This is a genomic window from Paraburkholderia sp. JHI2823, from assembly GCF_038900695.1.
GTDB lineage: Bacteria > Pseudomonadota > Gammaproteobacteria > Burkholderiales > Burkholderiaceae > Paraburkholderia > Paraburkholderia mimosarum.
In genome coordinates this window covers 44,246-68,106 of the sequence record NZ_JAYMRY010000036.1, presented here as the reverse complement: position 1 = coordinate 68,106, position 23,861 = coordinate 44,246, and the positions used below count along the sequence as shown (strand labels likewise).

The 23,861-nt window shown below is 66.2% G+C and carries 23 protein-coding genes and 1 tRNA gene; 15 read left to right on the top strand and 9 right to left on the bottom strand.

Translation table 11 applies throughout. The features are described from left to right. Positions 1 to 118: 118 nt before the first annotated feature. On the bottom strand, positions 119 to 583 hold the full coding sequence (sixA, locus tag VSR34_RS29270; protein ID WP_028213560.1) for a phosphohistidine phosphatase SixA: 465 nt from the start codon (positions 581 to 583) through the stop codon (positions 119 to 121). A gap of 150 nt (positions 584 to 733) precedes the next feature. Between sixA and VSR34_RS29265 the strand changes: the two genes are divergently transcribed. The 4 genes from VSR34_RS29265 to VSR34_RS29250 all read left to right on the top strand — a co-directional run bounded on the left by VSR34_RS29265 (position 734) and on the right by VSR34_RS29250 (position 6,951). After that, positions 734 to 810: transfer RNA gene (locus VSR34_RS29265), tRNA-Pro, on the top strand. 224 nt (positions 811 to 1,034) lie between these two features. Further along, on the top strand, positions 1,035 to 1,913 hold the full coding sequence (gene imuA, locus VSR34_RS29260) for a translesion DNA synthesis-associated protein ImuA (RefSeq protein WP_342964216.1): 879 nt from the start codon (positions 1,035 to 1,037) through the stop codon (positions 1,911 to 1,913). Beyond that, on the top strand, positions 1,813 to 3,414 hold the full coding sequence (locus VSR34_RS29255) for a DNA polymerase Y family protein (protein WP_342964215.1): 1,602 nt from the start codon (positions 1,813 to 1,815) through the stop codon (positions 3,412 to 3,414). The genes imuA and VSR34_RS29255 overlap by 101 nt, the downstream gene beginning before the upstream one ends. 33 nt (positions 3,415 to 3,447) lie before the next feature. Next, positions 3,448 to 6,951 carry an error-prone DNA polymerase gene (locus VSR34_RS29250; protein WP_342964214.1) on the top strand — a complete coding sequence of 1,168 codons (3,504 nt, stop codon included), beginning with the start codon at positions 3,448 to 3,450 and terminating at the stop codon, positions 6,949 to 6,951. A gap of 54 nt (positions 6,952 to 7,005) precedes the next feature. Here VSR34_RS29250 and VSR34_RS29245 read toward each other — a convergent pair whose 3' ends face one another. Together VSR34_RS29245 and VSR34_RS29240 are read right to left on the bottom strand one after the other, a co-directional pair. Next, on the bottom strand, positions 7,006 to 7,923 hold the full coding sequence (locus tag VSR34_RS29245; RefSeq protein WP_342964213.1) for an SDR family oxidoreductase: 918 nt from the start codon (positions 7,921 to 7,923) through the stop codon (positions 7,006 to 7,008). Between the two features lie 11 nt (positions 7,924 to 7,934). Further along, positions 7,935 to 8,141, bottom strand: a complete 207-nt coding sequence (locus tag VSR34_RS29240; protein ID WP_342964212.1) for a heavy-metal-associated domain-containing protein — start codon at positions 8,139 to 8,141, stop codon at positions 7,935 to 7,937. 160 nt (positions 8,142 to 8,301) lie between these two features. Between VSR34_RS29240 and cueR the strand changes: the two genes are divergently transcribed. The 3 genes from cueR to VSR34_RS29225 all read left to right on the top strand — a co-directional run bounded on the left by cueR (position 8,302) and on the right by VSR34_RS29225 (position 9,759). Then, the gene (gene cueR, locus VSR34_RS29235; protein ID WP_028213566.1) at positions 8,302 to 8,727 is read left to right on the top strand and encodes a Cu(I)-responsive transcriptional regulator; all 426 of its coding nucleotides are present in this window, start codon (positions 8,302 to 8,304) and stop codon (positions 8,725 to 8,727) included. Between the two features lie 296 nt (positions 8,728 to 9,023). Beyond that, on the top strand, positions 9,024 to 9,173 hold the full coding sequence (locus tag VSR34_RS29230) for a DUF3563 family protein (protein ID WP_081716139.1): 150 nt from the start codon (positions 9,024 to 9,026) through the stop codon (positions 9,171 to 9,173). A 337-nt stretch (positions 9,174 to 9,510) separates the two neighbouring features. After that, positions 9,511 to 9,759: a hypothetical protein gene (locus tag VSR34_RS29225; protein ID WP_342964211.1), complete on the top strand. Its 249-nt coding sequence runs from the start codon at positions 9,511 to 9,513 to the stop codon at positions 9,757 to 9,759. A 29-nt stretch (positions 9,760 to 9,788) separates the two neighbouring features. Here the strand turns inward: VSR34_RS29225 and rlmJ are convergent, their stop codons facing one another. Further along, entirely contained in the window at positions 9,789 to 10,634 is an 846-nt protein-coding gene (gene rlmJ, locus VSR34_RS29220) for a 23S rRNA (adenine(2030)-N(6))-methyltransferase RlmJ (protein ID WP_028213567.1), read from the bottom strand. A gap of 221 nt (positions 10,635 to 10,855) precedes the next feature. After that, a complete protein-coding gene (locus VSR34_RS29215; protein WP_342964210.1) occupies positions 10,856 to 11,827 on the bottom strand; it encodes an aldo/keto reductase in 972 nt (323 codons plus the stop codon). A gap of 288 nt (positions 11,828 to 12,115) precedes the next feature. On the opposite strand from VSR34_RS29215, the gene VSR34_RS29210 reads away from it, so the two are divergent. Then, complete coding sequence (locus tag VSR34_RS29210) at positions 12,116 to 12,919, top strand: 3-hydroxybutyrate dehydrogenase (RefSeq protein WP_342964209.1); 804 nt, start codon at positions 12,116 to 12,118, stop codon at positions 12,917 to 12,919. 29 nt (positions 12,920 to 12,948) lie between these two features. Next, positions 12,949 to 14,226, top strand: coding sequence for a patatin-like phospholipase family protein (locus tag VSR34_RS29205; protein ID WP_342964208.1), 1,278 nt, complete (start codon positions 12,949 to 12,951; stop codon positions 14,224 to 14,226). Between the two features lie 123 nt (positions 14,227 to 14,349). On the opposite strand, the gene VSR34_RS29200 is transcribed toward VSR34_RS29205, so the two are convergent. After that, complete coding sequence (locus VSR34_RS29200; protein WP_342964207.1) at positions 14,350 to 15,549, bottom strand: amino acid aminotransferase; 1,200 nt, start codon at positions 15,547 to 15,549, stop codon at positions 14,350 to 14,352. A gap of 304 nt (positions 15,550 to 15,853) precedes the next feature. Between VSR34_RS29200 and uvrB the strand changes: the two genes are divergently transcribed. The 6 genes from uvrB (at position 15,854) to VSR34_RS29170 (ending at position 22,096) form a co-directional block, all read left to right on the top strand. Further along, on the top strand, positions 15,854 to 17,935 hold the full coding sequence (uvrB, locus tag VSR34_RS29195) for an excinuclease ABC subunit UvrB (protein ID WP_028213572.1): 2,082 nt from the start codon (positions 15,854 to 15,856) through the stop codon (positions 17,933 to 17,935). A 291-nt stretch (positions 17,936 to 18,226) separates the two neighbouring features. Next, a complete protein-coding gene (locus VSR34_RS29190) occupies positions 18,227 to 18,775 on the top strand; it encodes an iron transporter (RefSeq protein ID WP_028213573.1) in 549 nt (182 codons plus the stop codon). 120 nt (positions 18,776 to 18,895) lie between these two features. Further along, on the top strand, positions 18,896 to 19,210 hold the full coding sequence (locus VSR34_RS29185) for a cupredoxin domain-containing protein (protein ID WP_154671329.1): 315 nt from the start codon (positions 18,896 to 18,898) through the stop codon (positions 19,208 to 19,210). 72 nt (positions 19,211 to 19,282) lie between these two features. After that, positions 19,283 to 20,128 (top strand): FTR1 family protein, encoded by an 846-nt coding sequence (locus VSR34_RS29180; protein WP_342964206.1) that lies wholly within the window; start codon positions 19,283 to 19,285, stop codon positions 20,126 to 20,128. Then, positions 20,125 to 21,552, top strand: a complete 1,428-nt coding sequence (locus tag VSR34_RS29175) for a 4Fe-4S binding protein (protein ID WP_342964205.1) — start codon at positions 20,125 to 20,127, stop codon at positions 21,550 to 21,552. The genes VSR34_RS29180 and VSR34_RS29175 overlap by 4 nt, the downstream gene beginning before the upstream one ends. 136 nt (positions 21,553 to 21,688) lie before the next feature. Then, positions 21,689 to 22,096 (top strand): heme-binding protein, encoded by a 408-nt coding sequence (locus VSR34_RS29170; RefSeq protein WP_028213577.1) that lies wholly within the window; start codon positions 21,689 to 21,691, stop codon positions 22,094 to 22,096. 282 nt (positions 22,097 to 22,378) lie between these two features. On the opposite strand, the gene VSR34_RS29165 is transcribed toward VSR34_RS29170, so the two are convergent. The 3 genes from VSR34_RS29165 to VSR34_RS29155 form a co-directional block, all read right to left on the bottom strand. Continuing rightward, positions 22,379 to 22,639, bottom strand: a complete 261-nt coding sequence (locus VSR34_RS29165; protein WP_028213578.1) for a hemin uptake protein HemP — start codon at positions 22,637 to 22,639, stop codon at positions 22,379 to 22,381. Between the two features lie 184 nt (positions 22,640 to 22,823). Then, a complete protein-coding gene (locus VSR34_RS29160; protein WP_028213579.1) occupies positions 22,824 to 23,309 on the bottom strand; it encodes an SRPBCC family protein in 486 nt (161 codons plus the stop codon). A 39-nt stretch (positions 23,310 to 23,348) separates the two neighbouring features. After that, positions 23,349 to 23,747, bottom strand: coding sequence for an OsmC family protein (locus VSR34_RS29155; RefSeq protein WP_028213580.1), 399 nt, complete (start codon positions 23,745 to 23,747; stop codon positions 23,349 to 23,351). Positions 23,748 to 23,861: the final 114 nt, after the last annotated feature.

Below are 23,861 nucleotides of genomic sequence, written 5' to 3'. Positions count from 1 at the left end.
CGTCGCGCACGGCAGACGGACGACGCGGCTTGCGGCGGCGGGGGTGGGAATGCGGCGGGTTCAGGTGGAGCGCTGTCTGGGCCGCGCACGGGGCGGCCCAATGGGCAGGCTGGAGGACTTATACGAGATCAGGGGTGATGGCGGCGTGCAGGACGGCCTGGTCGTCGCCGTTGCGTTCGCGGCTGGCCAGCCAGAGTACGCCGGCTTTCTTGACGGCCCAGCTGCGCGAGTCGGCGCCGCCAGAGAGCAGCCGCGCCGCGACTTCGCCGAGGGTAGGCTGATGGCCGACCACGACGACCGTCGAGGCCAGCCCATCGGGCCACCCGACGGCGCTCAGTACCGCCTCGACGCTCGCATCGGGCGCGAGTTCACGGGCCACGCGATACTGGTCGGTGAGCGCCTCGGCGGTTTGGATGGTGCGCGCGGCGGGGCTCGCGAGAATCAGCGTGTCCTCGGGCAGGCGCGCGCGCAGCCAGCGCGCCACGTTCTGCGCCTGCTTGCGCCCGCGTGTGGTGAGCTGGCGGGCGAGGTCGGTGGCGGCACTGTCTTCGGCTTCGGCGTGGCGCCAGAGGATGAGATGCATGGCGTCTCCTTTTGGCTGCAAGGTTGCGCGTAAGGGGTTGGTTGTCATGGTGCGCGCCTCGCTGCGAGGCGGCAAGCGCGGATGAGGTTCTTTTTTTGCGTGCGGCGATTTGACGGCGCTGGCCCACTACCGATACAATCTCTGATTCGTCGGAGCGTAGCGCAGCCTGGTAGCGCATCTGATTTGGGATCAGAGGGTCGTAGGTTCGAATCCTATCGCTCCGACCACAGAATCAAGGACTTACGGTGTCATGCCGTAAGTCCTTTTTCTTTTTCCGCTGTTTGCGGCGCCGGCAAGCTGTCAACCCGCTGCCTTCCCCGCTTTCCCGTCTCCTCCAATCTCTCAAAATACTGTATAAATATACAGGTGGAGGCAAGCCGACCTCCTTCCCACCCATGCCCCATTTCCAGCCGGGCAGGGTGAGGTATTCCCATCGATCAGGCCCAGAATCATGGCAGCAGTCCAGATCCCTGCGCAGCCCATCACCGCGCAACTCGCCGCGCAGCTCGCCGCACACTTGCCTCCCCGGCTGCAAAGCCGCGTGTGGCAAGGCGATCAGCTTGCCCACGCGAGCGAGCGTTCGGTGCCGAGCGGCCACGCCACGCTCGACGCTCAGCTCCCGGGCGCCGGCTGGCCCGCGGGCAGCTTGACCGAACTGCTCGTCGAGCAGGGCGGCGTGGGGGAGATGCGGCTCGTCGCGCCGGCGTTGCGCGCGCTCACCGCGCAAGCTGGCAGGCACGTGCTGCTGGTCGCGCCGCCGTGGCGTCCGTACGCCTGCGCGCTCAAGACCTGGGGGCTCGCCCTCGAACGCGTGATCTGGGTGCGCGCGGCCGAAGAGGAGGCCGCCTGGGTGGCCGAGCAGGCGCTCAAGCAGGAAGGCATGGGCGCCGTGCTGCTCTGGCAGACGAAGGCGCGCGCCGATGCCGTGCGCCGCCTGCAGGTCGCCGCCCAGGATTCGCAGGCGCTCGCGTTTCTCGTGCGGCCGCTCGCCGCGCGCAACCAGTCGTCGCCGGCGCCGTTGCGCATGACCTGCTCGCCGGTGCCGGCGCCCGCCGACGCGAACCTGAACCGGCGGCAATGGATGCAGCTCGCCGCGCTATCCGTCGATATTTTCAAGCGCCGCGGGCCGCCGCCCGCCCAACCACTCGTCATTACATTGCCGCTGCAGGACGCAGTGCTGCCCCAGCCGGACGCAGCTTCCGTCGTCATGCCGTGGCCCGGGGTCAATCATGCTGTGGATCGCCGTCACCTTGCCGCTGTTGCCGCTCGAGGCCGTCAGGCCGCTGACGCCGCCGGTGCCGTCAACGTCATACCCGTCACCCCCGTCTGAGGACGTCGAGGCCTGCGCTGCGCTGCGCTGTTACGCGCTTGCCGATCCCACGCGCATCCTGATCCCCGATCAGGGCGCGCTGCGCCTCGGCGTGCAGCCCGGCAACACGCGCTCGCATGCGCTGGCGCTCGCGCCGGGGCTCGTGCTGCTCGAGCCCGATCCGGCGCGCGAGGCCCGCGCCTTCGAGGCGCTCGCGCTCGCGTTGCTCGCCTATACGCCCAAGGTGGCGCTCGCGCAGTCGCACACGCTGTTGCTCGAAGTCGGCTCGGGGCTGCGTCTGTTCGGCGGCGTGCGCGCGCTGCTCGCCAGGGTCGCGGCGACGGTGGCCGGCTGCGGACACATCGCACGCATTGCCTGCGCGCCCACGGCGTGGGGCGGGTGGACGCTCGCACAGGCGCGCGCCACCCGTTCGTCGCGCCGCTGGCATGTGCTCAAGGAAACGACGCTCGAACGCGTGCTCGATGCATTGCCGGTCGCGCTCGCGCCGTTCGCCGCGCAGCACGACCACGCGCTCACGCAGATCGGCTGCGCGACGCTCGGCGATCTGCGGCGGCTGCCGCGCGACGGCATCGTGCGGCGCTTCGGCGACGGCGTGCTCGGCTGGCTTGCGCAGGCGCGCGGCGAGGCGCCCGATCCGCGCGTCTGGTTCGCCGCGCCGCCGTCGTTTCACGCGTCGCTCGAATTGCACGCGCGCGTGGAGAGCGCCGAGGCGCTGCTCTTTGCCGCGCGCCGCCTCGTGATGCAGCTGGCCGGCTGGCTCGCCGCGCAGCACGCCGCGCTGAGCGCTTTCGAACTGCGTCTCGCGCACGAGCTGGCCTCGCGGCATGCGCCGCGCACTTCCAGTCTCACGATCGCCTGGGCGGCGCCTTCGCGCGACGCCGAGCACCTGCTGTGGCTGCTGCGCGAGCGCCTGAATCAGACCGAACTCGCGGCGCCCGTGATCGGCCTCGCGCTCGTCGCCTCGCAGGTGAGCGAATACGCGGCGCCCACCGACACGCTCTTTCCGATGGCCGAGGCCGCCGAGGCGTCGCTTGGCCAGCTTTTCGAGCGCATCGGCGCGCGGCTCGGCGAGCAGAACGTGCTGCAGCTTTTCGTCGAGGACGATCACCGGCCGGAGCTGGCGATGTCGGCGCGGCCTTACCGCGAGAGCGGCGCGAAGCGCTCGCGCAAGCCGCGCAAGGGGCGCAACGGACCCGATATGGAAAAGGAAAGCGCGCCCGTGCAGAGCGCCTTCGACCTTCCCGAAGTGCCGCTGCCGGCGCAGCCGCGCCCGGCATGGCTGCTCGAAAAGCCGCTCAAGCTCGCGACGCGCGGCGACAGGCCGGTTTATCGACGGCCGTTGAAGACGCTCACGCGCACCGAGCGCATCGAGTCCGGCTGGTGGGACGGCGAGGGCGTCGGGCGCGACTACTACGTCGCCGCCGACGACCAGGGCCGCATGTTCTGGCTGTATCGCGAGCGCATTGGCGGCCAGTGGTATCTGCAAGGGCTTTTCGGCTAGCACTTATTCGTCGTTTTTTGGGTTTCAGGAATCATGTCGACCAGCGGGACGGGCGCGCCGTCGCCTTCTCAGTTACCTGCACAGTTGCCTCCGCAGTTGCCTGCGCAGTTGCCTGACTACGCGGAACTGCACTGCCTCACCAACTTCACTTTCCTGCGCGGCGCGTCGCGCCCGGGTGAGCTGGTGGAGCAGGCGATCCGCCATGGCTACCGCTCGCTCGCGATCACCGACGAATGCTCGTTCGCGGGCGTCGTGCGCGCATACAGCGCGCTCAACGAGTACGACGAGGCGCGCAAAAAAGCCCATGACGAAGCCGTGCGCGAGGCCCGCGCGCTCGGCGGCAATGCTGCGGCCGCGGCCCTGGGCCCGTTCGAGCCGTCGTTGCAGTTGCTGATCGGCAGCGAGCTGGGTCTCGTCGACGAACATGGCGCACCGTTCTGCACGCTCGTCGCGCTCGCCATGAACCGCGAGGGCTACGGCAATCTTTGCGAGCTGATCACGCTCGCGCGCTCGCGTGCGGCGAAGGGCAGCTACCGCGTGCATCCCGCCGATTTCACCGAGCCCGGGCCGGGCTTCGAGCATCTGAAGCATTTGCGCGACTGCGTGCTGCTGCTGGTGCCGCAGCGCGCGGCCACGCTCGCGCAAACCATGCGGGCCGCGCACTGGCTCGCGGGCTTCGCGGCCGAGCGCGCCTGGCTCGCGCTCGAGCTGTGGCAAACGGGCGGCGACGACACGCAGATCGAAGTGCTGCGTCACGTCTCGCAGGAAAGCGGCCTGCCGCTCGTCGCGGCGGGCGGGGTGCTGATGCACGCGCGCTCGCGCAAGCCCTTGCAGGACACGCTGAGCGCGATCCGCATCGGTAAGCCGCTCGCTTCGTGCGGGCGCGCGCTGGAGGCGAATGCGGAGCGTCACTTGCGCTCGCGCGTACGGCTTGGCGCGATCTATCCGCGCGAGGCGCTCGACGCGACGCTCGAAGTCGCGCGCCGCTGCACGTTCTCGCTCGGCGAGCTGGCCTACGAATATCCCGAGGAACTGGTGCCGCCCGGCGAGACGCCCGCTTCGTGGCTCGAAAAGCTCGTGATGCAGGGCGCGGCCGAGCGCTGGCCCGATGGCATGACCGAAAAGCGCCTCAAGCAGATCGAAGAGGAACTGCGGCTGATCGCCGAGCTGAAGTACGAGAAGTACTTCCTGACCGTGCACGACATCGTCCGCTACGCTCGCGAGCAAAAGATCCTGTGCCAGGGGCGCGGCTCGGCGGCGAACTCGGTGGTGTGCTACTGCCTGAAGATCACGGAGATCGACCCGGTACGCATGAACATGCTCGTGGCGCGCTTTCTGTCCCGCGCGCGCAACGAGCCGCCCGACATCGATGTCGACTTCGAGCATCAGCGCCGCGAGGAAGTCATCCAGTACATCTACCGCAAGTACGGCACGCGCCGCGCCGCGCTGGCCGCGACGCTCATCACCTATCGTTCGCGCAGCGCGCTGCGCGACGTTGGGAAGGCGCTAGGTCTCGATAACGCGCTCGTCGAAAAGCTCTCGGGCGCGCATCAGTGGTGGGACGGTCCCGACTCGATCGCGCGCCATCTGGAGGAGGCGGGCTTCTCGCCGGACTCGCACGTCACGCAGCAGCTCATCCGGCTCACGCGCGAGCTGCGCGGTTTTCCGCGCCACCTCTCGCAGCACGTCGGCGGTTTCGTGATCGCGCGCGACAAGCTCTCGCGGCTCGTGCCGATCGAAAACGCGGCGATGAAGGACCGCTACGTGATCGAGTGGGACAAGGACGATATCGACGCGCTGCGGCTTCTGAAAGTGGACGTGCTCGCGCTCGGCATGCTCTCGGCGATCCGGCGTTCGCTCGAATTCGTAGCGCTGCGGCGCGGCCTGCCGGAGATGCGCGTGCAGGACATTCCGGTCGAGGACCCGGCGGTCTATCGCATGTGTTCGAAGGCCGACACCGTCGGCGTGTTCCAGATCGAGTCGCGCGCGCAGCAGAGCATGTTGCCGCGGCTGAAGCCGCGTACCTACTACGACCTCGTGATCCAGGTGGCGATCGTGCGGCCCGGGCCGATCCAGGGCGACATGGTGCATCCGTATCTGAAGCGGCGGCGCGGGGACGAGGTGGTGGAGTACGCGAAGGAGGAGCTGCGTCCGGTGCTCGAACGCACGCTCGGCGTGCCGATCTTCCAGGAGCAGGTAATGCATCTCGCGATGGTCGCCGCCGACTACACCGGCGAGGAAGCCGACAAGCTGCGCCGCGCGATGGCGGCGTGGCGGCGCGATGGCGATCTGCGTCCGTATCAGGCCGATCTCACGAAGCGCATGCTCGGAAAAGGCTACACGCCGGAATTCGCCGAGCGCATCTGCAAGCAGATCGAGGGTTTCGGCGACTACGGTTTTCCAGAGAGCCATGCGGCGAGCTTTGCGCTGCTCGTCTACACGAGTTCGTGGCTCAAGCGCTACGAGCCCGCGGCATTTCTGGCAGGACTGCTGAACAGTCAGCCGCTCGGTTTCTATTCGCCTTCGCAGCTCGTGCAGGATGCGAAGCGCCACGGCGTGCAGGTGCGCGCGCCCGATATCGCGCTGAGCGACTGGGAGTCGGTGCTGGAGAGCCGCGGCGCACCGGGGCAGCGTTTCGATGGCGAGACGGTTCGTGCACGCCGGGCCGAAGCGGGGCATTATCGTGCGCTGCTCGACGCCGCTGCGCTGACGCGAAGGGGCATGCTCAAGCGCGGCGGCCGGCGGCACAGGTTCATGGATGGCCTCAAGCGCGTCGTGCGCATGCGCATTGCGCTCGCGCCGCGGCGCTACGGGCTCTCCGGTCACGGCGGCCCGGCCGTGCGTCTCGGCTTCAGCCTCATCAAGGGCTTTTCCGAAGATGCCGCGCGGCGCGTGATGCAAGCGCGCGAGCATGCGCCGTTCACCGACGTCGACGACCTCGCGCGCCGCGCCGCGCTCACGCGGCGCGAGCTGGAGGCGCTGGCGGCGGCAAATGCGCTCGCGAGCATAGCGGGCCACCGGCGCGAGGCGTGGTGGGCCGTGACGGCGCAGCACGCGGTGCCCGCGCTGCTGCGCGACGCGCCCGTTGCCGAGGCGCCGCTCGCGTTGCCGCGTGCTTCCGAGGGCGCCGAAATCGTCGCCGATTACGCGAGCCTGCGGCTCACGCTCAATCGCCATCCGCTCGAGCTGCTGCGCCACGGCCTCGCGAAGCAGCGCTTTCGCACGGCGGAGCAACTGGCGCACTGCCGGCACGGCATGCTCGCGCGCGTGTGCGGAATCGTGACGGTGCGGCAGCGGCCGGGCACGGCGAACGGCACGATCTTCGTCTCGCTCGAGGACGAGACCGGCAGCGTCAACGTGATCGTGCACGCGGCGCTCGTCGAATCGCAGCGCAAGGAACTGCTAGGGTCTTCGCTGCTGGCGGTGGCGGGCGTGGTGCAGCGTGAAGGCGAGGTGGTGCACCTCGTGGCGCACCGGCTGGAGGATCACAGCCGGCTGCTCGGACGGCTCGCGACGGAAAGCCGGAATTTCCACTGAATGTTTGCCGGAGGGCGAGCGGCAACGGCCGCGTGCGTCGCCGTGCGGCGCCGCTTAGCGCCGCTCGCCGCTGATGGTGAAAGCGTCGAGCACCGCGCGGATCGCTGCGTCGAACGGCGTGCGGCGGCCCATGCCCAGCGCTTCGAGACGGCTCGAGTCGAGGTGGCAGTCGCGCGGGCGGGGCGTCGAGTCCGTGGGCGTGGGCTGCGCGAGGAGCCGCGCCTGAACGCCAAGCGCCTGCGCGAGCCGTTGGGCGATGTCGTACTTCGTCATCGGCTCGTCGCCGGACCATTGCGCGACCCCGCACACGGGCGCGCCGTCCGCGAAGCGCAGCAGCAGCTCGCGGATGAGGAACGCCACGTCGGGCGTGAAGGTCGGGTAGCGCGTCGCCCATGCGTCCATCGGCGCGGCGGGCGCACCGGGCTGCGCCGAGGCGACGATGGCGGGCACGAGGCTCGTCACCGCCGACTCGTGCCAGCCGACGATCGGCCCGTACAGCAACGGCAGGCGCAGCACGAGGGCGTTGTCGCTGGTTTCGAGCAGCGCGCGCTCGCCTTCGAGCTTGCTCTGGCCGTAGGCGTTGAGCGGATTCGGCGTGTCGTCGATGTCGTACGGGGGCTCGGTGCCGTCGAAAACGTAATCGGTCGAGATCGAGAGCACCCACGCGCCACGCTTCCGCGCCGCCGTGGCGATGCTGCGCACCGCATCGACGTTGAGGGCGCGGGCCGCGGCCGGATCATGCTCGCAGACATCGGGGCGGCGCTCGGCGGCGGCCAGTACGATCGCATCGGGCGCCTCGCGCTCGACGAACGCATTGACGGCGTGCGCGTCGCGCACATCGAGCACGGCCTCTTGCGGGCCGCCGTGGCGGAACGCAGTCGGCACCACCTGCCAGTCGGTAACGGCTGCGAGTTCGCGGACGACGGCGCGCCCGAGCAGGCCCGATGCGCCGATCACGGCAACCCTGAACATGGCGGGGCCTGTCAAGCGCCGGCTGTGCCGACTACGGTATAGCCAGCTTCGTCGATTGCGGATTTCAGGACTTCGGCACTCTGGTTCGACTCGACCTTGACGCGGCCGGCGGCCAGATCGATCTCGACCTTTGCCTGCGCGTCATGTTCGTGAATCGCGCGCGTGACGGCGCCGACGCAGTGCTGGCAGCTCATGCCTTCGACGTTGAACTCGATCATCGTGTCTTCCTTTTTCTGAGAGTGAGACGGGTGACTTGCTGCATATGAGGCCGCAGCCGGATTATGCCAGCGGGGCTTCGTGTCGCTGGACCTTCCCATCATGGGAAGGTGTACGATCGAATCATTGCTCACCAACGCACCTGACAGCGGGAGAACTGGCGTGAACATCGGCGAAGCGGCACGCGAATCGGGCGTCACGGCGAAAATGATTCGCTACTACGAAAGTGTCGGATTGCTGGCGCCCAAAGCGCGCACGGCGTCCGGCTACCGCGTCTATGGCAGGGAGGAAGTGCATTCGCTGCGCTTCATCCGCCAGGCGCGTCGGCTCGGCTTTCTCGTCGACGACATCCGGCGCCTGCTGGCGCTCTGGCAAGACCGCTCGCGGGCGAGCGCCGAGGTCAAGTCGATCGCGCTCGATCATGTGGCCGAACTGGACCAGCGCATCGCCGAACTCTCCCAGATGCGCGACACGCTCGCCCATCTGGCTTCGCACTGCCACGGCGACGACCGGCCGGACTGCCCGATTATCGAAGGGCTCGCCGACGCGGCCCCGCTGAACTGCCAGGAGCCCGGTCACAAGCACTAAGCGCCGCTGCAACGGTGCCGGGCAAATTGACGCAGCCCAGTCGATCTCATGCACTGATTTGGTGCGATCGGTGCTGCTTTCGGGCGATAGCCCGGAAATCGTCGATAAAACTTGTCGATAAAACATGATGTTGCAGATTCGGTGGTCGTCGTCATTCCAAAATGGAATGCACAGCATTCGGGCAATTCACTAGCAAAGTTTGGTGCAACGGTTATAATGCGGGTTATCCCTAGTTAGGGTTATCCCTGATGCAAATCACCGGGGATCGCCGAACCGAATCCTTGGAGCACACCATCATGTTTGCGTACTTTCTCGAAAAGCTGGGCACCTGGTTTGAAACCGCCGAACGTCGCCGCCGCGAAGCGTATCTCGCGTCGTCGTCGGATATCGTGCAGCTCGAACAGCGCATCCGTTCGATCGAGTCGAACGGCTACAACTCGCTGTAAGGCCGGCCTCGACCGGGTTTCAGACCGGTTGCGAGCGGCACTGTCTCAAGCCCCGCGTTGGCGGGGCTTTGTCATTTCTGCGCCGTCGATGGAACAGAGTCTGAGCCTTCCCACCGGGGTAAGGTAAAGTCTTTTTTGCGACGAGCCGTCATAGCAATGGTGTCGCTTTCTACCGGGGCCGCTCATGATGCAAGACCGCATTTCCCATCGAACGCTTTTGCCGTCTCACCACGCGTCATGTCGTTTTTCTTTGACGCGGGCAGGGCTGCTCGCCGTCTTCATTGCGTGCGCGAGCGCAAGCGCCCATGCGGGGCAGCCGCTCGTGCTGGACACGCAAATGGGCATTAGCGACGGCCAACCGGGCATGGTGCTGCAGAACGCGCCGCTCTCGCGTGAGCCGATGGTCCAGGCGGTGCAGCCGGCCGGCCTCGCCCCCGATTCGTCGCAGCCGTATATCGTCGCGCCGTACGTGGAAGTGCAGTCCGGTGCCGGAGGCGGCGGCCGGCCCAATCCGCCGCCGCGCCCGCCGCGTCCTCCGCATGGCCCGGTGCAGCCGCTTCCGCAGCCGGTACCGGCTGCGCAGTAGCGCCTTGCTTGGGGCCGCAGGGGCGCCCCTCAGTCGCCGCGCGACTCGATCTTGAACTGCGCGCCGGCGTCCTGGCCGAGCGTCTTGACGAGCCAGGGCAGCGTCTCTTTCATCGACGCTTCGAGCGTGTAGGGCGGATTCAGGATGAACATCCCGCTGCCGTAAAGGCCGAAGCCGTCCGTGGGCGGGTTGCTCACCGAGAGCGTGAGATGCAGCCAGTTCTTGTCCTGCACGCGCTTGAGCTGCTCCGGGAAGCGCTGCGACTCGGGGCGCGTGACCTGCGGATACCAGACCGCATAGGTGCCGTTCGCGAAACGCTCGAGGCTCTCCTCCAGGCACGTGAGCGTGCGCGAATAATCGCGCTTGTCCTCGAAGGACGGGTCGATCAGCACGAGCGCCCGGCGCGGCGGCGGGGGCAGCAGCGCCTTGATGCCGTCGAAGCCGTCGCCGGCGTAGATCATCACACGGCGGCCGGCGTCATGGAAGCGGTGGCGCAGGACGTCGATTTCCGTGCTGTGCAATTCGAATAGCCGCATGCGGTCCTGCTCGCGCAAGAGCCGCCACGCGAGATATGGCGAGCCGGGGTAGAAGCGCAGTTCGCCGTCGGGGTTCAGCGCGGCCACTTCGTCGACATAATCCGCGAGCACCTGCGGCAGATCGCTGCGGCCCCACAGTTTGCCGATGCCCGTGTCGAACTCGGCGTTCTTCGTGGCGTAGCCTTCACGCAGCGCATAGGCGCCGGCGCCTGCGTGGGTGTCGATGTACCAGTACGCCTTGTCCTTCTTGCCGAGGTAATGCAGCAGCTGCACGACGACGGCGTGTTTCAGGACATCGGCATGATTGCCGGCGTGGAAGGCGTGGCGGTAGCTCAGCATGATGGACGGGACACGAGGTCCGGTGAAAAGCGGGAAGACGGCACAGGCGCCGCGCAGCCTTCGAAACAGCGGCTCACGCAGCGAGGCCGCGTATTGTACGCCACCGCCGTGCCGCTATCCCGGTATGACACCCCATTGCGTCACCGCAGTCCGTCACCGCAGTTCATCACCGCGGCCGGCGACGCCAGGGCATCGGCCCGGCCCCGGGCGCAATGGGACCGTCAGTCGTAAGCGTCGCCGACGATCGCCTCGATCTGCGCCTTGATGTCCGGCGTGATCTTTTCTGCCACGTCGCGCGCCTTCATGTTTTCGCCGATTTGCTCCACGCGCGAAGCGCCGGTGATGACCGTGCTCACATGCGGATTCTTCAGCACCCACGCGAGGGCCAATTGCCCCACCGAGCAGTCGAGCTGCTTCGCAAAGTCGGCGAGCCTGCCCACGATCTCGTTCTTGTCAGGATCCGTGACGTTCTTGCGCAGCCAGTCGTAGCCCTGCAGCTCGGCGCGGCTGCCCGAGGGCACGCCGCTGCGGTATTTGCCGGTCAGGAGTCCCGAGGCGAGCGGGCTCCAGGTCGTGAGGCCGAGACCGATGTCCTCGTAGAGCCGCCGGTATTCGTCTTCCACGCGTGTGCGATGGAACAGGTTGTATTGCGGCTGCTCCATGACCGGCTTGTGCAGATGATGGCGCTCCGCGATGTCCCACGCGGCGCGGATCTCGTCGGCGCTCCACTCCGAGGTACCCCAGTAGAGCGCCTTGCCGCGTGAGATCATGTCGCTCATCGCCCACACGGTTTCCTCGACCGGTGTGTGCGGGTCCGGGCGGTGGCAGAAGACGAGATCGACGTAATCGAGCTGCAGCCGCTTGAGCGAGCCGTCGATGGCGTTCATCAGGTACTTGCGGTTGAGCGTGTGGTACTGGTTGGGCGCTTCGTTCAAGCCCCAGAAGAACTTGGTCGAGACCACATAGCTCACGCGCGGCCACGCGAGTTCTTTCAGCGCGAGGCCCATGAGCTCTTCCGACTTGCCGCCCGCATAGGCCTCTGCGTTGTCGAAGAAGTTGACGCCTGCGTCGCGCGCCGCCGCGAGCGATTCGCGCGCGAGCTTCGCGTCGACCTGATTGCCGTAGGTGACCCACGAGCCAATGGACAGTTCGCTAACCTGCAGGCCTGAACGGCCCAGTCGCCGATAGTTCATGAACGTCTCCTCTAGAGTCGGTAAAGCTAGCACGACTTTGCCGTTGGCGCTTACAGCCCGGAAGGCGCAAGTCACGGCCGCGACGATGCCGCGATGCTCGCAACACGCTATTGCGCATCTCGCAATCCGGCGCTTGTCCAGATCGATGCTTCGTGTAACGAGCTTCATGCACAATAGCCTCATTGGCCGCGACGCAACATCCGGCCGGATGGCATAGGCCATTCGTCAGGTTTGACGGCGCGCGTGCCGAGTTTCATCCTGTTCCGTTCACTCACCTGGAGGTGTCCGATGTCGTCTCTCTCTCTGAACATGAAACTCGATGGCAAGGTCGCCGTCGTGACTGGCGCGGCCAGCGGCATCGGCAAACAGATCGCGCTGACGCTCGCGCAGGCGGGCGCCGCAGTCGCTATCGCCGACCTGAACCAGAGCGGCGCGGACGCCGTGGCCGAAGAGATCAAGGGCACTGGCGGCAAAGCCATGGGCGTGGCCATGGACGTCACCAGCGAAGACGCCGTGAATCAGGGCATCGACCGCGTGGCCGCCGAACTGGGCCCGGTGGACATCCTCATCTCGAACGCGGGCATCCAGATCGTGAATCCGATCGAGAACTACGCGTTCTCCGACTGGAAGAAGATGCAGGCCATCCACGTGGACGGCGCCTTCCTCACCACCAAGGCGGTGCTCAAGCACATGTACAAGGACGACCGCGGCGGCGTCGTGATCTACATGGGCTCGGTGCACTCGCATGAAGCTTCCCCGCTCAAGTCGGCGTACGTCGCAGCCAAGCACGCATTGCTCGGCCTCGCGCGCGTGCTCGCGAAGGAAGGCGGCAAGCACAATGTGCGCTCGCACGTGGTGTGTCCCGGCTTTGTGCGTACACCGCTTGTGGAAAAACAGATTCCCGAGCAGGCGAAGGAGCTCGGCATCTCCGAGGAAGAGGTGGTCAAGCGGGTCATGCTCGGCGGCACGGTGGACGGTATTTTCACGACGGTCGAGGACGTCGCGCAAACCGTGCTGTTCCTCTCGGCTTTCCCGAGCGCCGCGTTCACGGGCCAGTCCTTCATCGTGAGCCACGGCTGGTTCATGCAATAACGCCGGCATCGAGCGGAGGAGACGCAGCAATGGCGCAACGCAAGAAGGGGCAGCTCCAGTCGAGCGCCGTGGGCGAGGAAACCGGCGCGCATACGGGCGCGCATGTCGGCGCGCATTTTGCTGAGAAGCCGCGGCCGCGCGTCTCGCAATGCGGCGGCGAAGCCGAGCAGTGGGAGACCGTCGCACTCACCCTGCAGGGCGGCGGCGCGCTCGGCGCCTATCAGGCGGGCGTGTATGAAGGGCTCGTCGAGGCCGGCATCGCGCCCAACTGGATTGCGGGCATTTCGATCGGCGCGCTCAATACCGCGATCATCGCGGGCAATGCGCCCGAGCATCGCGTGGCGCGGCTGCGCGAGTTCTGGGAGACGATTTGCCAGCCTGCCTTCAGCCCCCCGTTGCCGCCGTTCGTCGAGCATGCGCTCTTCAACTCGAACGCCGCCTTGCGCAAGACCTTCACGGCCATGCAGGCGGCGGGCGCGATCGTCGAAGGACAGAAGGGGTTTTTCGTGCCTCGCTTTCCGCCGCCACTGCCCAATGCCTCGGGTTCGCCAACGACGGCCAGCTACTACGACACGAAGCCGCTCAAGGCGACGCTCGAGCGCCTATGCGACTTCGAGCGCATCAACTCGGGGGAAACGCGCGTGTCCGTGGGCGCGGTCAACGTGGGCAGCGGCAACTTCGTCTATTTCGACAATACGACCACCACGTTGCGTCCCGAGCATTTCATCGCCTCGGGTGCGCTGCCGCCGGGTTTCGCGGCCGTGGAGATCGAAGGCGAGTACTACTGGGACGGCGGCCTGATGTCGAACACGCCGCTCTATGAGGTCATCCAGACCACGCCGCGGCGCGACACGCTCGCGTTCCAGGTCGATCTCTGGAGCGCGCGCGGGCCGGTGCCCGACAGCATCGTCGACGTGCAGGGGCGCGTGAAGGATATCCAGTATTCGAGCCGCACGCGCCTCGTCACCGACATGCTGCAGCGCTCGCAGCGGTTTCGCCACGTGCTGCGCGAGGTGCTGGACCGCGTCGCGCCCGAGCATCGCAATGATCCGTGGGTCGCGCTCGCCGATGAACTCTCGTGTACGCGCAAGTACAACGTGATCCACCTCATCTACCGGCAGAAGGAATACGAGGGGCACTTCAAGGACTTTCAGTTCGGCATCTCGACGATGCGGGAACACTGGGCAAGCGGCTTGCAGGACATCCGCGCGTCGCTCGCCCAGCCGGGCTGGCTCGACAAGCCCGATAACGATGCGGGCTTCGTCACGCACGATATCCACCGCGACATGCGCGGTCACCTCGGCTGAGCAGCATCGCTCGAGGCCCGCGCCAAAGCAAAAGGCGTCCGTTCTTGCGAACGTACGCCTTTTTTAATCGCCGCTGCTTCGGCGCCCCGCGTCGAAGCGGTGCGCCTCGCGTACGCGAAAGGCTTACTTCAGCACGGCCGCAATCGCGTTCGCGACCACGTCGAGGTTGCGCGTGTTCAGCGCGGCCACGCAGATACGGCCCGTGCTCACGGCGTAAATGCCGAACTCTTCACGCAGGCGGTCGACCTGCGCCGCCGTCAGGCCCGAGTAGGAGAACATGCCGCGCTGCACGTTGATGAAGTTGAAGTCGCGGTCCACGCCGGCGGCCGCGAGGCGCTCGACGAGGCCCGTGCGCATGGCGCGGATGCGATTGCGCATTTCGCCGAGTTCCGTTTCCCACATGGCGCGCAGGTCGGCCGAGCCGAGCACCGCTGCGACGACCGAGCCGCCGTGGGTCGGCGGGTTCGAGTAGTTCGTGCGGATCACGCGCTTGAGCTGCGAGAGCACGCGTGCCGACTCTTCCTTGCTGCTCGTGAGGATCGACAGCGCGCCAACGCGCTCGCCGTAGAGCGAGAACGACTTCGAGAACGACGACGAAACGAATACGTTGAGCTCCGAAGCCGCGAAGAGGCGCACGACTTCGCCGTCTTCCGCGATGCCGTCGCCGAAGCCCTGATAAGCGATGTCGAGGAACGGCACGAGATTACGCGCCTTGACGACCTCGATGACCTGCTTCCACTGGTCGATCGTGAGGTCGACGCCGGTCGGGTTGTGGCAGCACGCGTGCAGCACGATGATGGTGCCGGCGGCGTAGCCGTTCAGCGCGCTCAGCATGCCTTCGAAGTTCACGCCGTTGGTCTGCGCGTCGTAGTACGGGTAGGCGAGCACTTCGAAGCCCGCGCTTTCGAAGAGCGCGCGGTGATTTTCCCAGCTGGGGTCGCTGATCGCGACCTTGGCGTTCGGATTCACGCGCTTCAGGAAATCAGCGCCGATCTTGAGCGCGCCCGTGCCGCCCAGCGCCTGGGCCGTGACCACACGGCCGGCGGCGATCAGCGGCGAGTCGTCGCCGAGCAGCAGCTTCTGGACGGCGGCGTCGTAGGCGGCGAGACCTTCGATCGGCAGATAGCCGCGCGGCAGACCGGCTTCCACGCGGGCCTTTTCTGCCTCGCGCACGGCGCGCAGCAGCGGAATCTTGCCTTCTTCGTTGGTGTACACGCCCACGCCGAGGTTCACCTTGGTCGCGCGTGCATCGGCGTTATAGGCTTCGTTCAGACCCAGAATCGGGTCGCGAGGGGCGAGTTCGACAGCGGAAAAGAGGGACATGATCGTTCGGCAAAAGTGAAGGGAGATCGGTTGGGCCACACGCGCCGGCCACGGAACTCGCTATTGTAACGAATCCTCTAGCCGGATTTCCGCTCATTGCCATTCGCCGCACGGGGCGATTTCGGTCGCGAATGGCCGATGCCCGGCGTGCGGTCAATCTGGGCCCGATGCCCACGCGCCGCCCGGCCCTTGCAGCGCCGCCACCGCACCCCATCTAGCACGAACGCCTACCCACGGCTCGCCCATCGGCAGGATCAGGCGAGACGCTAGAATAGTTGTTTGCTCCGCGCACAGGATGTCACCCATGTCCGACCACACCGTCGCCGACGCGCCCGCGCTCGACGAGTCGAAATTCGTGCACTACGACGGCTCGCCGTTCCAGCTCTACCAGCCGTACCCGCCGGCCGGCGACCAGCCGACGGCCATCGAAACGCTCGTGGAAGGCGTGGAAGACGGTCTCTCGTTCCAGACGCTGCTCGGCGTGACGGGCTCGGGCAAGACCTACACGATGGCGAACACGATTGCGCGCCTCGGTCGCCCGGCTATCGTGTTCGCGCCGAACAAGACGCTCGCCGCGCAGCTTTACGCCGAGTTCCGCGAGTTTTTTCCGCGCAATGCCGTCGAGTACTTCGTTTCGTACTATGACTATTACCAGCCGGAAGCCTATGTGCCGCAGCGCGATCTTTTCATCGAAAAAGATTCGTCGATCAACGAGCATATCGAGCAGATGCGGCTGTCGGCCACCAAGAGCCTGATGGAGCGGCGCGACGTGGTGATCGTCGCGACGGTTTCGGCGATTTACGGTATCGGCAATCCGTCCGAGTACCACCAGATGATTCTCACGCTGCGTCACGGCGACAAACTCGGCCAGCGCGACGTCATCGCGCGCCTGATCGCGATGCAGTACACGCGCAACGAGCAGGACTTCCAGCGCGGCACTTTCCGCGTGCGCGGCGACACCATCGACATCTTCCCGGCCGAGCACGCCGAAATGGCCGTGCGCGTGGAACTGTTCGACGACGAGGTGGAAACGCTGCAGCTCTTCGATCCGCTCACGGGCCGCGTGCGCCAGAAAATTCCGCGCTTCACGGTGTATCCGTCGTCGCACTACGTGACGCCGCGCGAGACCGTGCTGCGCGCCGTCGAAACCATCAAAGCCGAACTGCGCGAACGCCTCGAATTTTTCCACACGGAAGGCAAGCTCGTGGAGGCGCAGCGCCTCGAGCAGCGCACGCGTTTCGATCTGGAAATGCTCCAGGAACTGGGCTTCTGCAAGGGCATCGAGAACTACTCGCGGCACTTTTCGGGCGCGCTGCCCGGCGAGCCACCACCCACGCTCGTCGATTACCTGCCGACCGACGCGATGATGTTCCTCGACGAATCGCACGTGCTGATCGGCCAGTTGAACGGCATGTACAACGGCGACCGCGCGCGCAAGGAAAACCTCGTCGACTATGGCTTCCGGCTGCCTTCGGCGCTGGACAACCGGCCGCTCAAGTTCAACGAGTTCGAGCGCAAGATGCGCCAGGTCGTGTTCGTCTCGGCAACGCCCGCCGACTACGAGAAGAGGGTGACGGGCCAGATTGCCGAACAGGTCGTGCGGCCGACGGGCCTCGTCGACCCGGAGATCGAGGTGCGGCCCGCGTCGACGCAGGTGGACGACGTGCTCGGCGAGATCAACGAGCGCGTGGCCGCGGGCGAGCGCGTGCTGGTCACCACGCTCACCAAGCGCATGGCCGAGCAGCTCACCGAGTTCCTCGCCGACCACGGCGTGAAGGTGCGTTATCTGCATAGCGACATCGACACGGTCGAGCGCGTGGAGATCATCCGCGACCTGCGGCTGGGCACGTTCGACGTGCTGGTGGGCATCAACCTGCTGCGCGAGGGTCTCGACATTCCCGAAGTCTCGCTCGTGGCGATCCTCGACGCCGACAAGGAAGGCTTTCTGCGCGCCGAGCGCTCGCTCATCCAGACGATCGGCCGAGCGGCGCGCAACGTGAACGGCAAGGCGATTCTTTACGGCGACCGCATCACCGACTCGATGCGCAAGGCGATCGACGAAACCGAGCGCCGGCGCGCCAAGCAGATGCACTTCAACGCGGAGCACGGCATCGTGCCGCGCGGCGTGGTCAAGCGCATCAAGGACATCATCGATGGCGTCTACAACGTGGACGAAGCGCGCGCCGAGCTGCGCGAGGAGCAGGAGCGCGCGAAGTTCGAGGATATGTCGGAGAAGCAGATCGCGAAGGAGATCAAGAAGCTCGAGAAGCAGATGATGGACTACGCGAAGAACCTCGAATTCGAGAAGGCCGCGCAAACGCGCGACCAGCTCGCCGTGCTGCGTCAGCGCGTGTTCGGCGCGAACGTGGGGGACCATCCCATTTGAGCCTGTGAGGGCATCGGCGGATGGGCGCGCGGCGCCCGTCTTCGACGACGGAATGCCTTCGATTGCCTTTCGTGTGCGTCACGCGCTGAAATCTGCCAGCGAAGCGCCGTAAGCCCATATTAACCAAACGCCGCTAAAACCCTGTTCGCTAAGGGTTTTCGTCTCGGCGGCTTTGTCCCTGGTCCGCATCGGTGATACACTTCGCAATTATTGAGAATTGTTCGCATTAACGTTTTTACGTAGATGCGGAAGACTCAGTGCGAAGTCACCTCACATAAGAACGGAGTTTCGATGCGGATCCACTCTCTCTTGCGCGGCACCGCCGTGATTGCGGCCGCCACGGCGGCATTGGCGGCCCACGCGGCTGAATACCCGATCGGCAAGCAGCAAATTCAGGGGGGCATGGAAATCGGCGCCGTCTATCTGCAGCCGATCACGATGGACCCGGAAGGCATGATGCGCAAGGCATCGGATTCGGACATCCACCTCGAGTCGGACATACATGCAGTCAAGAACAATCCAAGCGGCTTCGCCGAAGGCGACTGGATGCCGTATCTGCAGGTGCATTACGAGCTGACGAAGCCGGGTTCGAGCTACGTGCAAAAGGGCGATCTGATGCCGATGGTCGCGAACGACGGCCCGCACTACGGCGACAACGTCAAGCTGGCGGGTCCGGGGAAGTACCACCTGAAGCTGATCGTCGAAGCGCCGATGCAGATGGGTCATATGGCGTTCGGCCGTCACGTCGACAAGGAAACGGGCGTGGGCCCCTGGTTCAAGCCGGTCACGCTGGAATACGATTTCCCGTTCGCCGGCATCGGCAAGAAGGGCGGCTACTAAGCCGCGCAGTGCGGAAGGTGGCGGTGCGCGCCTGAGGGCGCCGCCGCTTTCGGGGAACGCAGGAAGGAGCAGGTAAGACCCATGAATGGAATCCGGAAGTTTGCGGCGCTCGCGCTCAACATGTCTCTTGCGGTGTCGCTCGCCGGCGTGGCCACGGCGGCGCAGGCCGAAGACGTACCGACGTTCAAGCTCGAAGTGAACGACGGCAAGTTCAACCCCGCACGCATCGAAGTGCCGGCGGGCAAGCGCATCAAGATCGAGGTACGCAACACGGGCAAGGGTGCGGCCGAGTTCGAGAGCGTTCAGTTGCGCAAGGAGAAGGTGCTGGCGCCGGGCGCGGAGTCGTTCGTCGTGATCGCGCCGCTCGATCCGGGCGAGTACAAGTTCTTCGACGATTTCCATCAGCAGGCGCAAGGCGTGATTGTCGCGAAATGAGCGTTGCCGGATCAGCGTTGCGAGGTGCGCGAGGTGCGCGAGGTGCGTATCGCCAGTAGCGGGAGGTGTTGAATGGGGCAGGTGATGTTCATCGTATGGCGGGAGAGCGTCGAGGCGCTGCTCGTCGTCGGGATTCTGTATGCGTGGCTGAAAAACGGCGACGCGGATGCAAGGCGCGGCGTGCCGTACCTGTGGGGCGGCGTGGCGATCGGCATTGTCGCCGCCGTCGCGCTCGGCGCGGTGCTGGTCGGCTTTACCGAGGTGCTGTCGGGCGACGCCCAGGATTATTTCCAGACCGGCATGGTGCTCGTGGCGTGCGTGCTGATCGTGCAGATGGTGCTGTGGATGAAGCAGCACGGGCGCACGCTCAAGCGCGACATGGAACAGTCGCTGGAAAAGAGCGCGCGCGACGCGAACTGGTGGGGCGTGGCGATTCTCGTCGCGCTGGCGATCGCGCGTGAAGGCAGCGAGACGGTGATCTTTCTCTACGGCCTTGGCTTCGGCCAGTCGGGCCACGTGGACGCGAGCCAGTATGTTGCCGTGCTGATCGGCCTGGCCCTCGCGTTGCTCACGTTCTACCTCCTGCAACTGGGCGGCAAGGTGTTCTCGTGGCGGCACTTCTTCCGCATTACTGAAATCATGCTGCTGTTTCTCGGCGCGGGCCTGTTCCAGACCGGGATCGACAAGCTGATCGACAAGGAACTCCTGCCGACCCTCGTCGACCAGGTGTGGAATACCTCGGCGATCCTCGACGATTCGAGCACGTTCGGTTCGCTCGTCGCAACGCTCACCGGCTACCGCGCGCACCCGGCGCTCATGAACCTGATCGCCTACGCCGTGTACTGGCTCGTGGTGTGGTTCCTCGTGCGGCGCGCCACCGGCCGCGCAGGCGCGGTCGCAAAGAGGAAGGCAGCATGAGTTGTGCATCCGTTGGCCCGGCGCAGGCAACCGGGCGCCCTGGCAAGCTCGCCCAGGCGGGCCAGTGGATGCAACGTCACGGCGCGGTGATTCGCGCCGTGCAGTGGGCTGTCGTCGCCGTCTACGCGTTCCTGATTCTCGTGCCGGCGGCGATGCCGTTGCCCGGCGACGCGGCGCACCTGTGGAACAACCTCACGCTCGCGGCGCAGTTCGTGTTCTGGGGCATCTGGTGGCCGTTCGTGCTGCTTTCGATGGTGATGCTCGGCCGCGTGTGGTGCGGCGTGCTGTGCCCCGAAGGCGCGCTCACCGAGTTCGCCAGCAAGTTCGGCCGCGGCAAGGCGATTCCGCACTGGATGCGCTGGGGCGGCTGGCCTTTCGTGGCGTTCGGCCTCACGACGATCTACGGACAGATGGTGAGCGTCTACCAGTACCCCAAGGCGGTGCTGCTGGTGCTGGGCGGATCGACGCTGGGCGCCATGGTGATCGGGTTCCTCTACGGACGCGAGAAGCGCGTCTGGTGCAAGTATCTCTGCCCCGTGAACGGGGTGTTCGCGCTTCTGGCGCGTCTTGCGCCGTTTCGCTACAAGGTCGACGAAGAGGCCTGGCGCAACTCCTATACGCACGGCGAGCACGGCGGGCATCGCGTGATTCCCGTCAACTGCGCGCCGCTCGTGCCGCTGCGCAGCATGAAGGGCGCCGCCCAGTGCCACATGTGCGGACGCTGCAGCGGCCACCGCGACGCCATCGCGCTCTCGTGGCGCTCGCCCGCGCAGGAAGTGGTCGAACTCGGCGCCAGCCAGGCGAGCGCCTGGGACACCGCGCTGATCCTCTACGGCCTGCTTGGCGTCGCGATCGGCGCGTTCCACTGGACCGGCTCGCCGTGGTTCATCGGCGTCAAGCAGTGGCTCGCGGGCTGGCTCATCGACCGCGACATCACATGGCCGCTCGAGACCAATGCGCCATGGTTCCTGCTCACGCATTACCCCGCGCAGAACGACGTGTTTTCGTGGCTCGATGGCGCGATGATCGTCGGCTATATCGTCGCGACGGGGCTCGTCTATGGCACGGCGCTCTTCGCGATTCTCGCGGGCTCGACGGCCGTGCTCGGCCGCTTCGAGATGCGGCGTCTGCATCACCTGGCGCAGTCGCTGATTCCGCTGGCCGGCGCGGGCGTGTTCCTCGGCCTCTCCGCCACGACGCTCTCGCTCCTGCGCGCCGAGCACGTGCCGCTCGACTGGGCCGCCGAGGTGCGCATTGCGATTCTCGTCATCACGAACCTTTGGAGCGCCTGGCTCGCGTGGCGGGTTACGGGGCGCCATAGCAGCCGCTTGTGGCAGCGCGCGCTCGCGCTGGCGGGCTTCGCGCTCGCGCTCGCCGTGGTGGACAGCGCGTGGTGGCTGATGTTCTGGGGCTGGGTGCACTGACCGCGAGTGCCCAAGGCTCGCGCGAGCTTTCATCGGGCGCGATCTGCGCTACTCTCCAATGCATCGTCACGCGGCGTCGGCGCCGGGCTTGTCCCGGCGCTGCCCGACCGGCTTGTCTGACATTGGAGAGTCCACCATGCGAACCCGCGCAGTATTGACCGACGAAGATGTCCTAAAGATGGCCGAAGCGGCCGTGGCGCACGCACGCGCAAACCAGTGGAACGTGACGGTCGCCATCGTCGACGATGGCGCGCATCTGCTGTTTCTGCGCCGGCTCGATGGCGCCTCGCCCATCACCGCCGAAATCGCCATGGCCAAGGCCCGCACCGCCGCGCTGGGCCGCCGCGAGAGCAAGGTCTACGAAGACGTCATCAAGCAGGGACGCACCGCGTTTCTCAGTGCGCCGCTCACGGGCATGCTCGAAGGCGGCGTGCCCGTCGTCGTAAACGGCGACGTGATCGGCGCAGTCGGCGTCTCGGGCGTGAAGTCCGATCAGGATGCGGCCATCGCGCGCGCGGGCATCGCGGCGCTCGGTGCGGGCTGAGCGCGTCGTCTTGCCTCGCGCCGAAGAAACAAAAGCCGCGGACGTGTGCCGCGGCTTTTGTTTCGGGCGCAGGGCCCTGGGCGGCTCGCGCTTCGCGCGCCGCCGCGATCAGAGGTGAGAACAAAAAAGTGGCTTGGCTTGCTTCGACGGCTGGCCTGAAGCTTGAAGGATGTCTGCACGAAGGGGTCTAGATCTCGCGTGCAAGCCGTCGTAGCTGGCTAATGCCCCAACGCCTCCCGGTGGAGGCGGTCCCCACAATACCCGGTTGAAAACGGCTTGACCCTACTTGGTCAGGATCAGCTTGCCGAGCCGGGTGGCCCGCAACTGATACGTCTCTCCGTTATGCACGATGCTCACGTGGCTGCGGCCTTGCAGCAGCGCCGCGCTATCGAGCGTTCGCTCGCTGCTTGCGGCGGCGCCCGCCGTTTCGATGCGCTTGCGGGGTTCCGGCTGGACCATGGCGGACTTGGGTCGCACGCTGGTCGATGCCGGGCCGCTGGTGCGGCGCAAGCTTAACGTGGAGCTACGGTTCGGTTCGGTCATGAACGTCACGTCTTTGTCGAGATTCGATGGAATGATTCTAAATGATAATCGTTCCCATTAACAACAAAGAGAGATTCATCGGAATTCATCGCCGATAGTCTGAGCCAAAGCAGGGGCGCCCCGGCACTCATGGAAGGGCGGCAGGCCGACCCACGCGTGGAGGCCCGCCGCCCTCTGCCAGGATTCAGTGCAGCGCGTTCGGCGCGCTGCCGTCGCCCTGCACGAACTGGCGGATGAGACGCACGGTATCGATGTCCGATTCGCGATACGCCGATTTCACGATCTCCGAAGTCTGGCGATCGTCTTCGGTGTCGGCCGTCGGCAGTGTCGTGCGGTACTCGAAGCGCAGAAAGAGCTGCAGCGGATCGGGCTGCTCGATCGTCATCGTGAGCGAGCCGCCCACGTATTCGGCGGTCGCCATGATGTCGTAGCGCACGCTCTCGTTGGGCGTGAACGTGACGCGGTCGCGCACCGTGGCGTGGCCGTAGTGCAGCTCGCGCTCCATCGTGCTCTCGCTGCGCGAGAGGATCGTGCAGCTGTCGAGACCGATCACGAAGAGCTGCGGCTGCTCCGCGCGCAGCACGAGCCCTTCCCAGAGCTGTTCACGCGTCATGGCCTCGACGAGCGGGTTCAGCGGGTCGTTGATCTGGATGAGATGTTCGAAATTCAAGGCGGCGCCTTCCTGTGTTCTGTGTCCGTGCGCCGACGCTCAGGCGACGACGAGACCCGTGTGGATCGCGATCGTGTTCGTGAGCACCTTGTGCACCGGGCAGGCGTTGGCGATCTGCAGCAGGCGTTCGCGCTGCGCCTCGGTGAGCGCGCCTTCGAGCATGATCTGGCGATCGATCTTCGTGCCTTCGTTGCCGGTTTCCATGGAGAGCTTCACGCGTACGCCTTCGAGCGGCCACTCCTTGCGCTGGGCGTACATCTTCAGCGTGATGGAGGTGCAGGCGCCGAGGCTCGAGAGCAGCAGCGAAAAGGGCGACGGTCCGCGGTCGCCGCCACCGAGCGAGGCGGGCTCGTCGGCGATCCAGGTGTGTGTGCCGTCGTCGAACTGGACCTGGTAGTTCGTCGAGCCAATGTGTGCGGTGACTGCGGGTTCGGCCATGCGCTCCTCGCGGGCGGGACGGTTAAAGAGGGACGGGCGCGCGAGGGGTGCGCGCCCCGGAAGCCTTATTGTGACGGAAAGCGGGCGGGCCTGTGGAGAGGCACCGGAACCCGC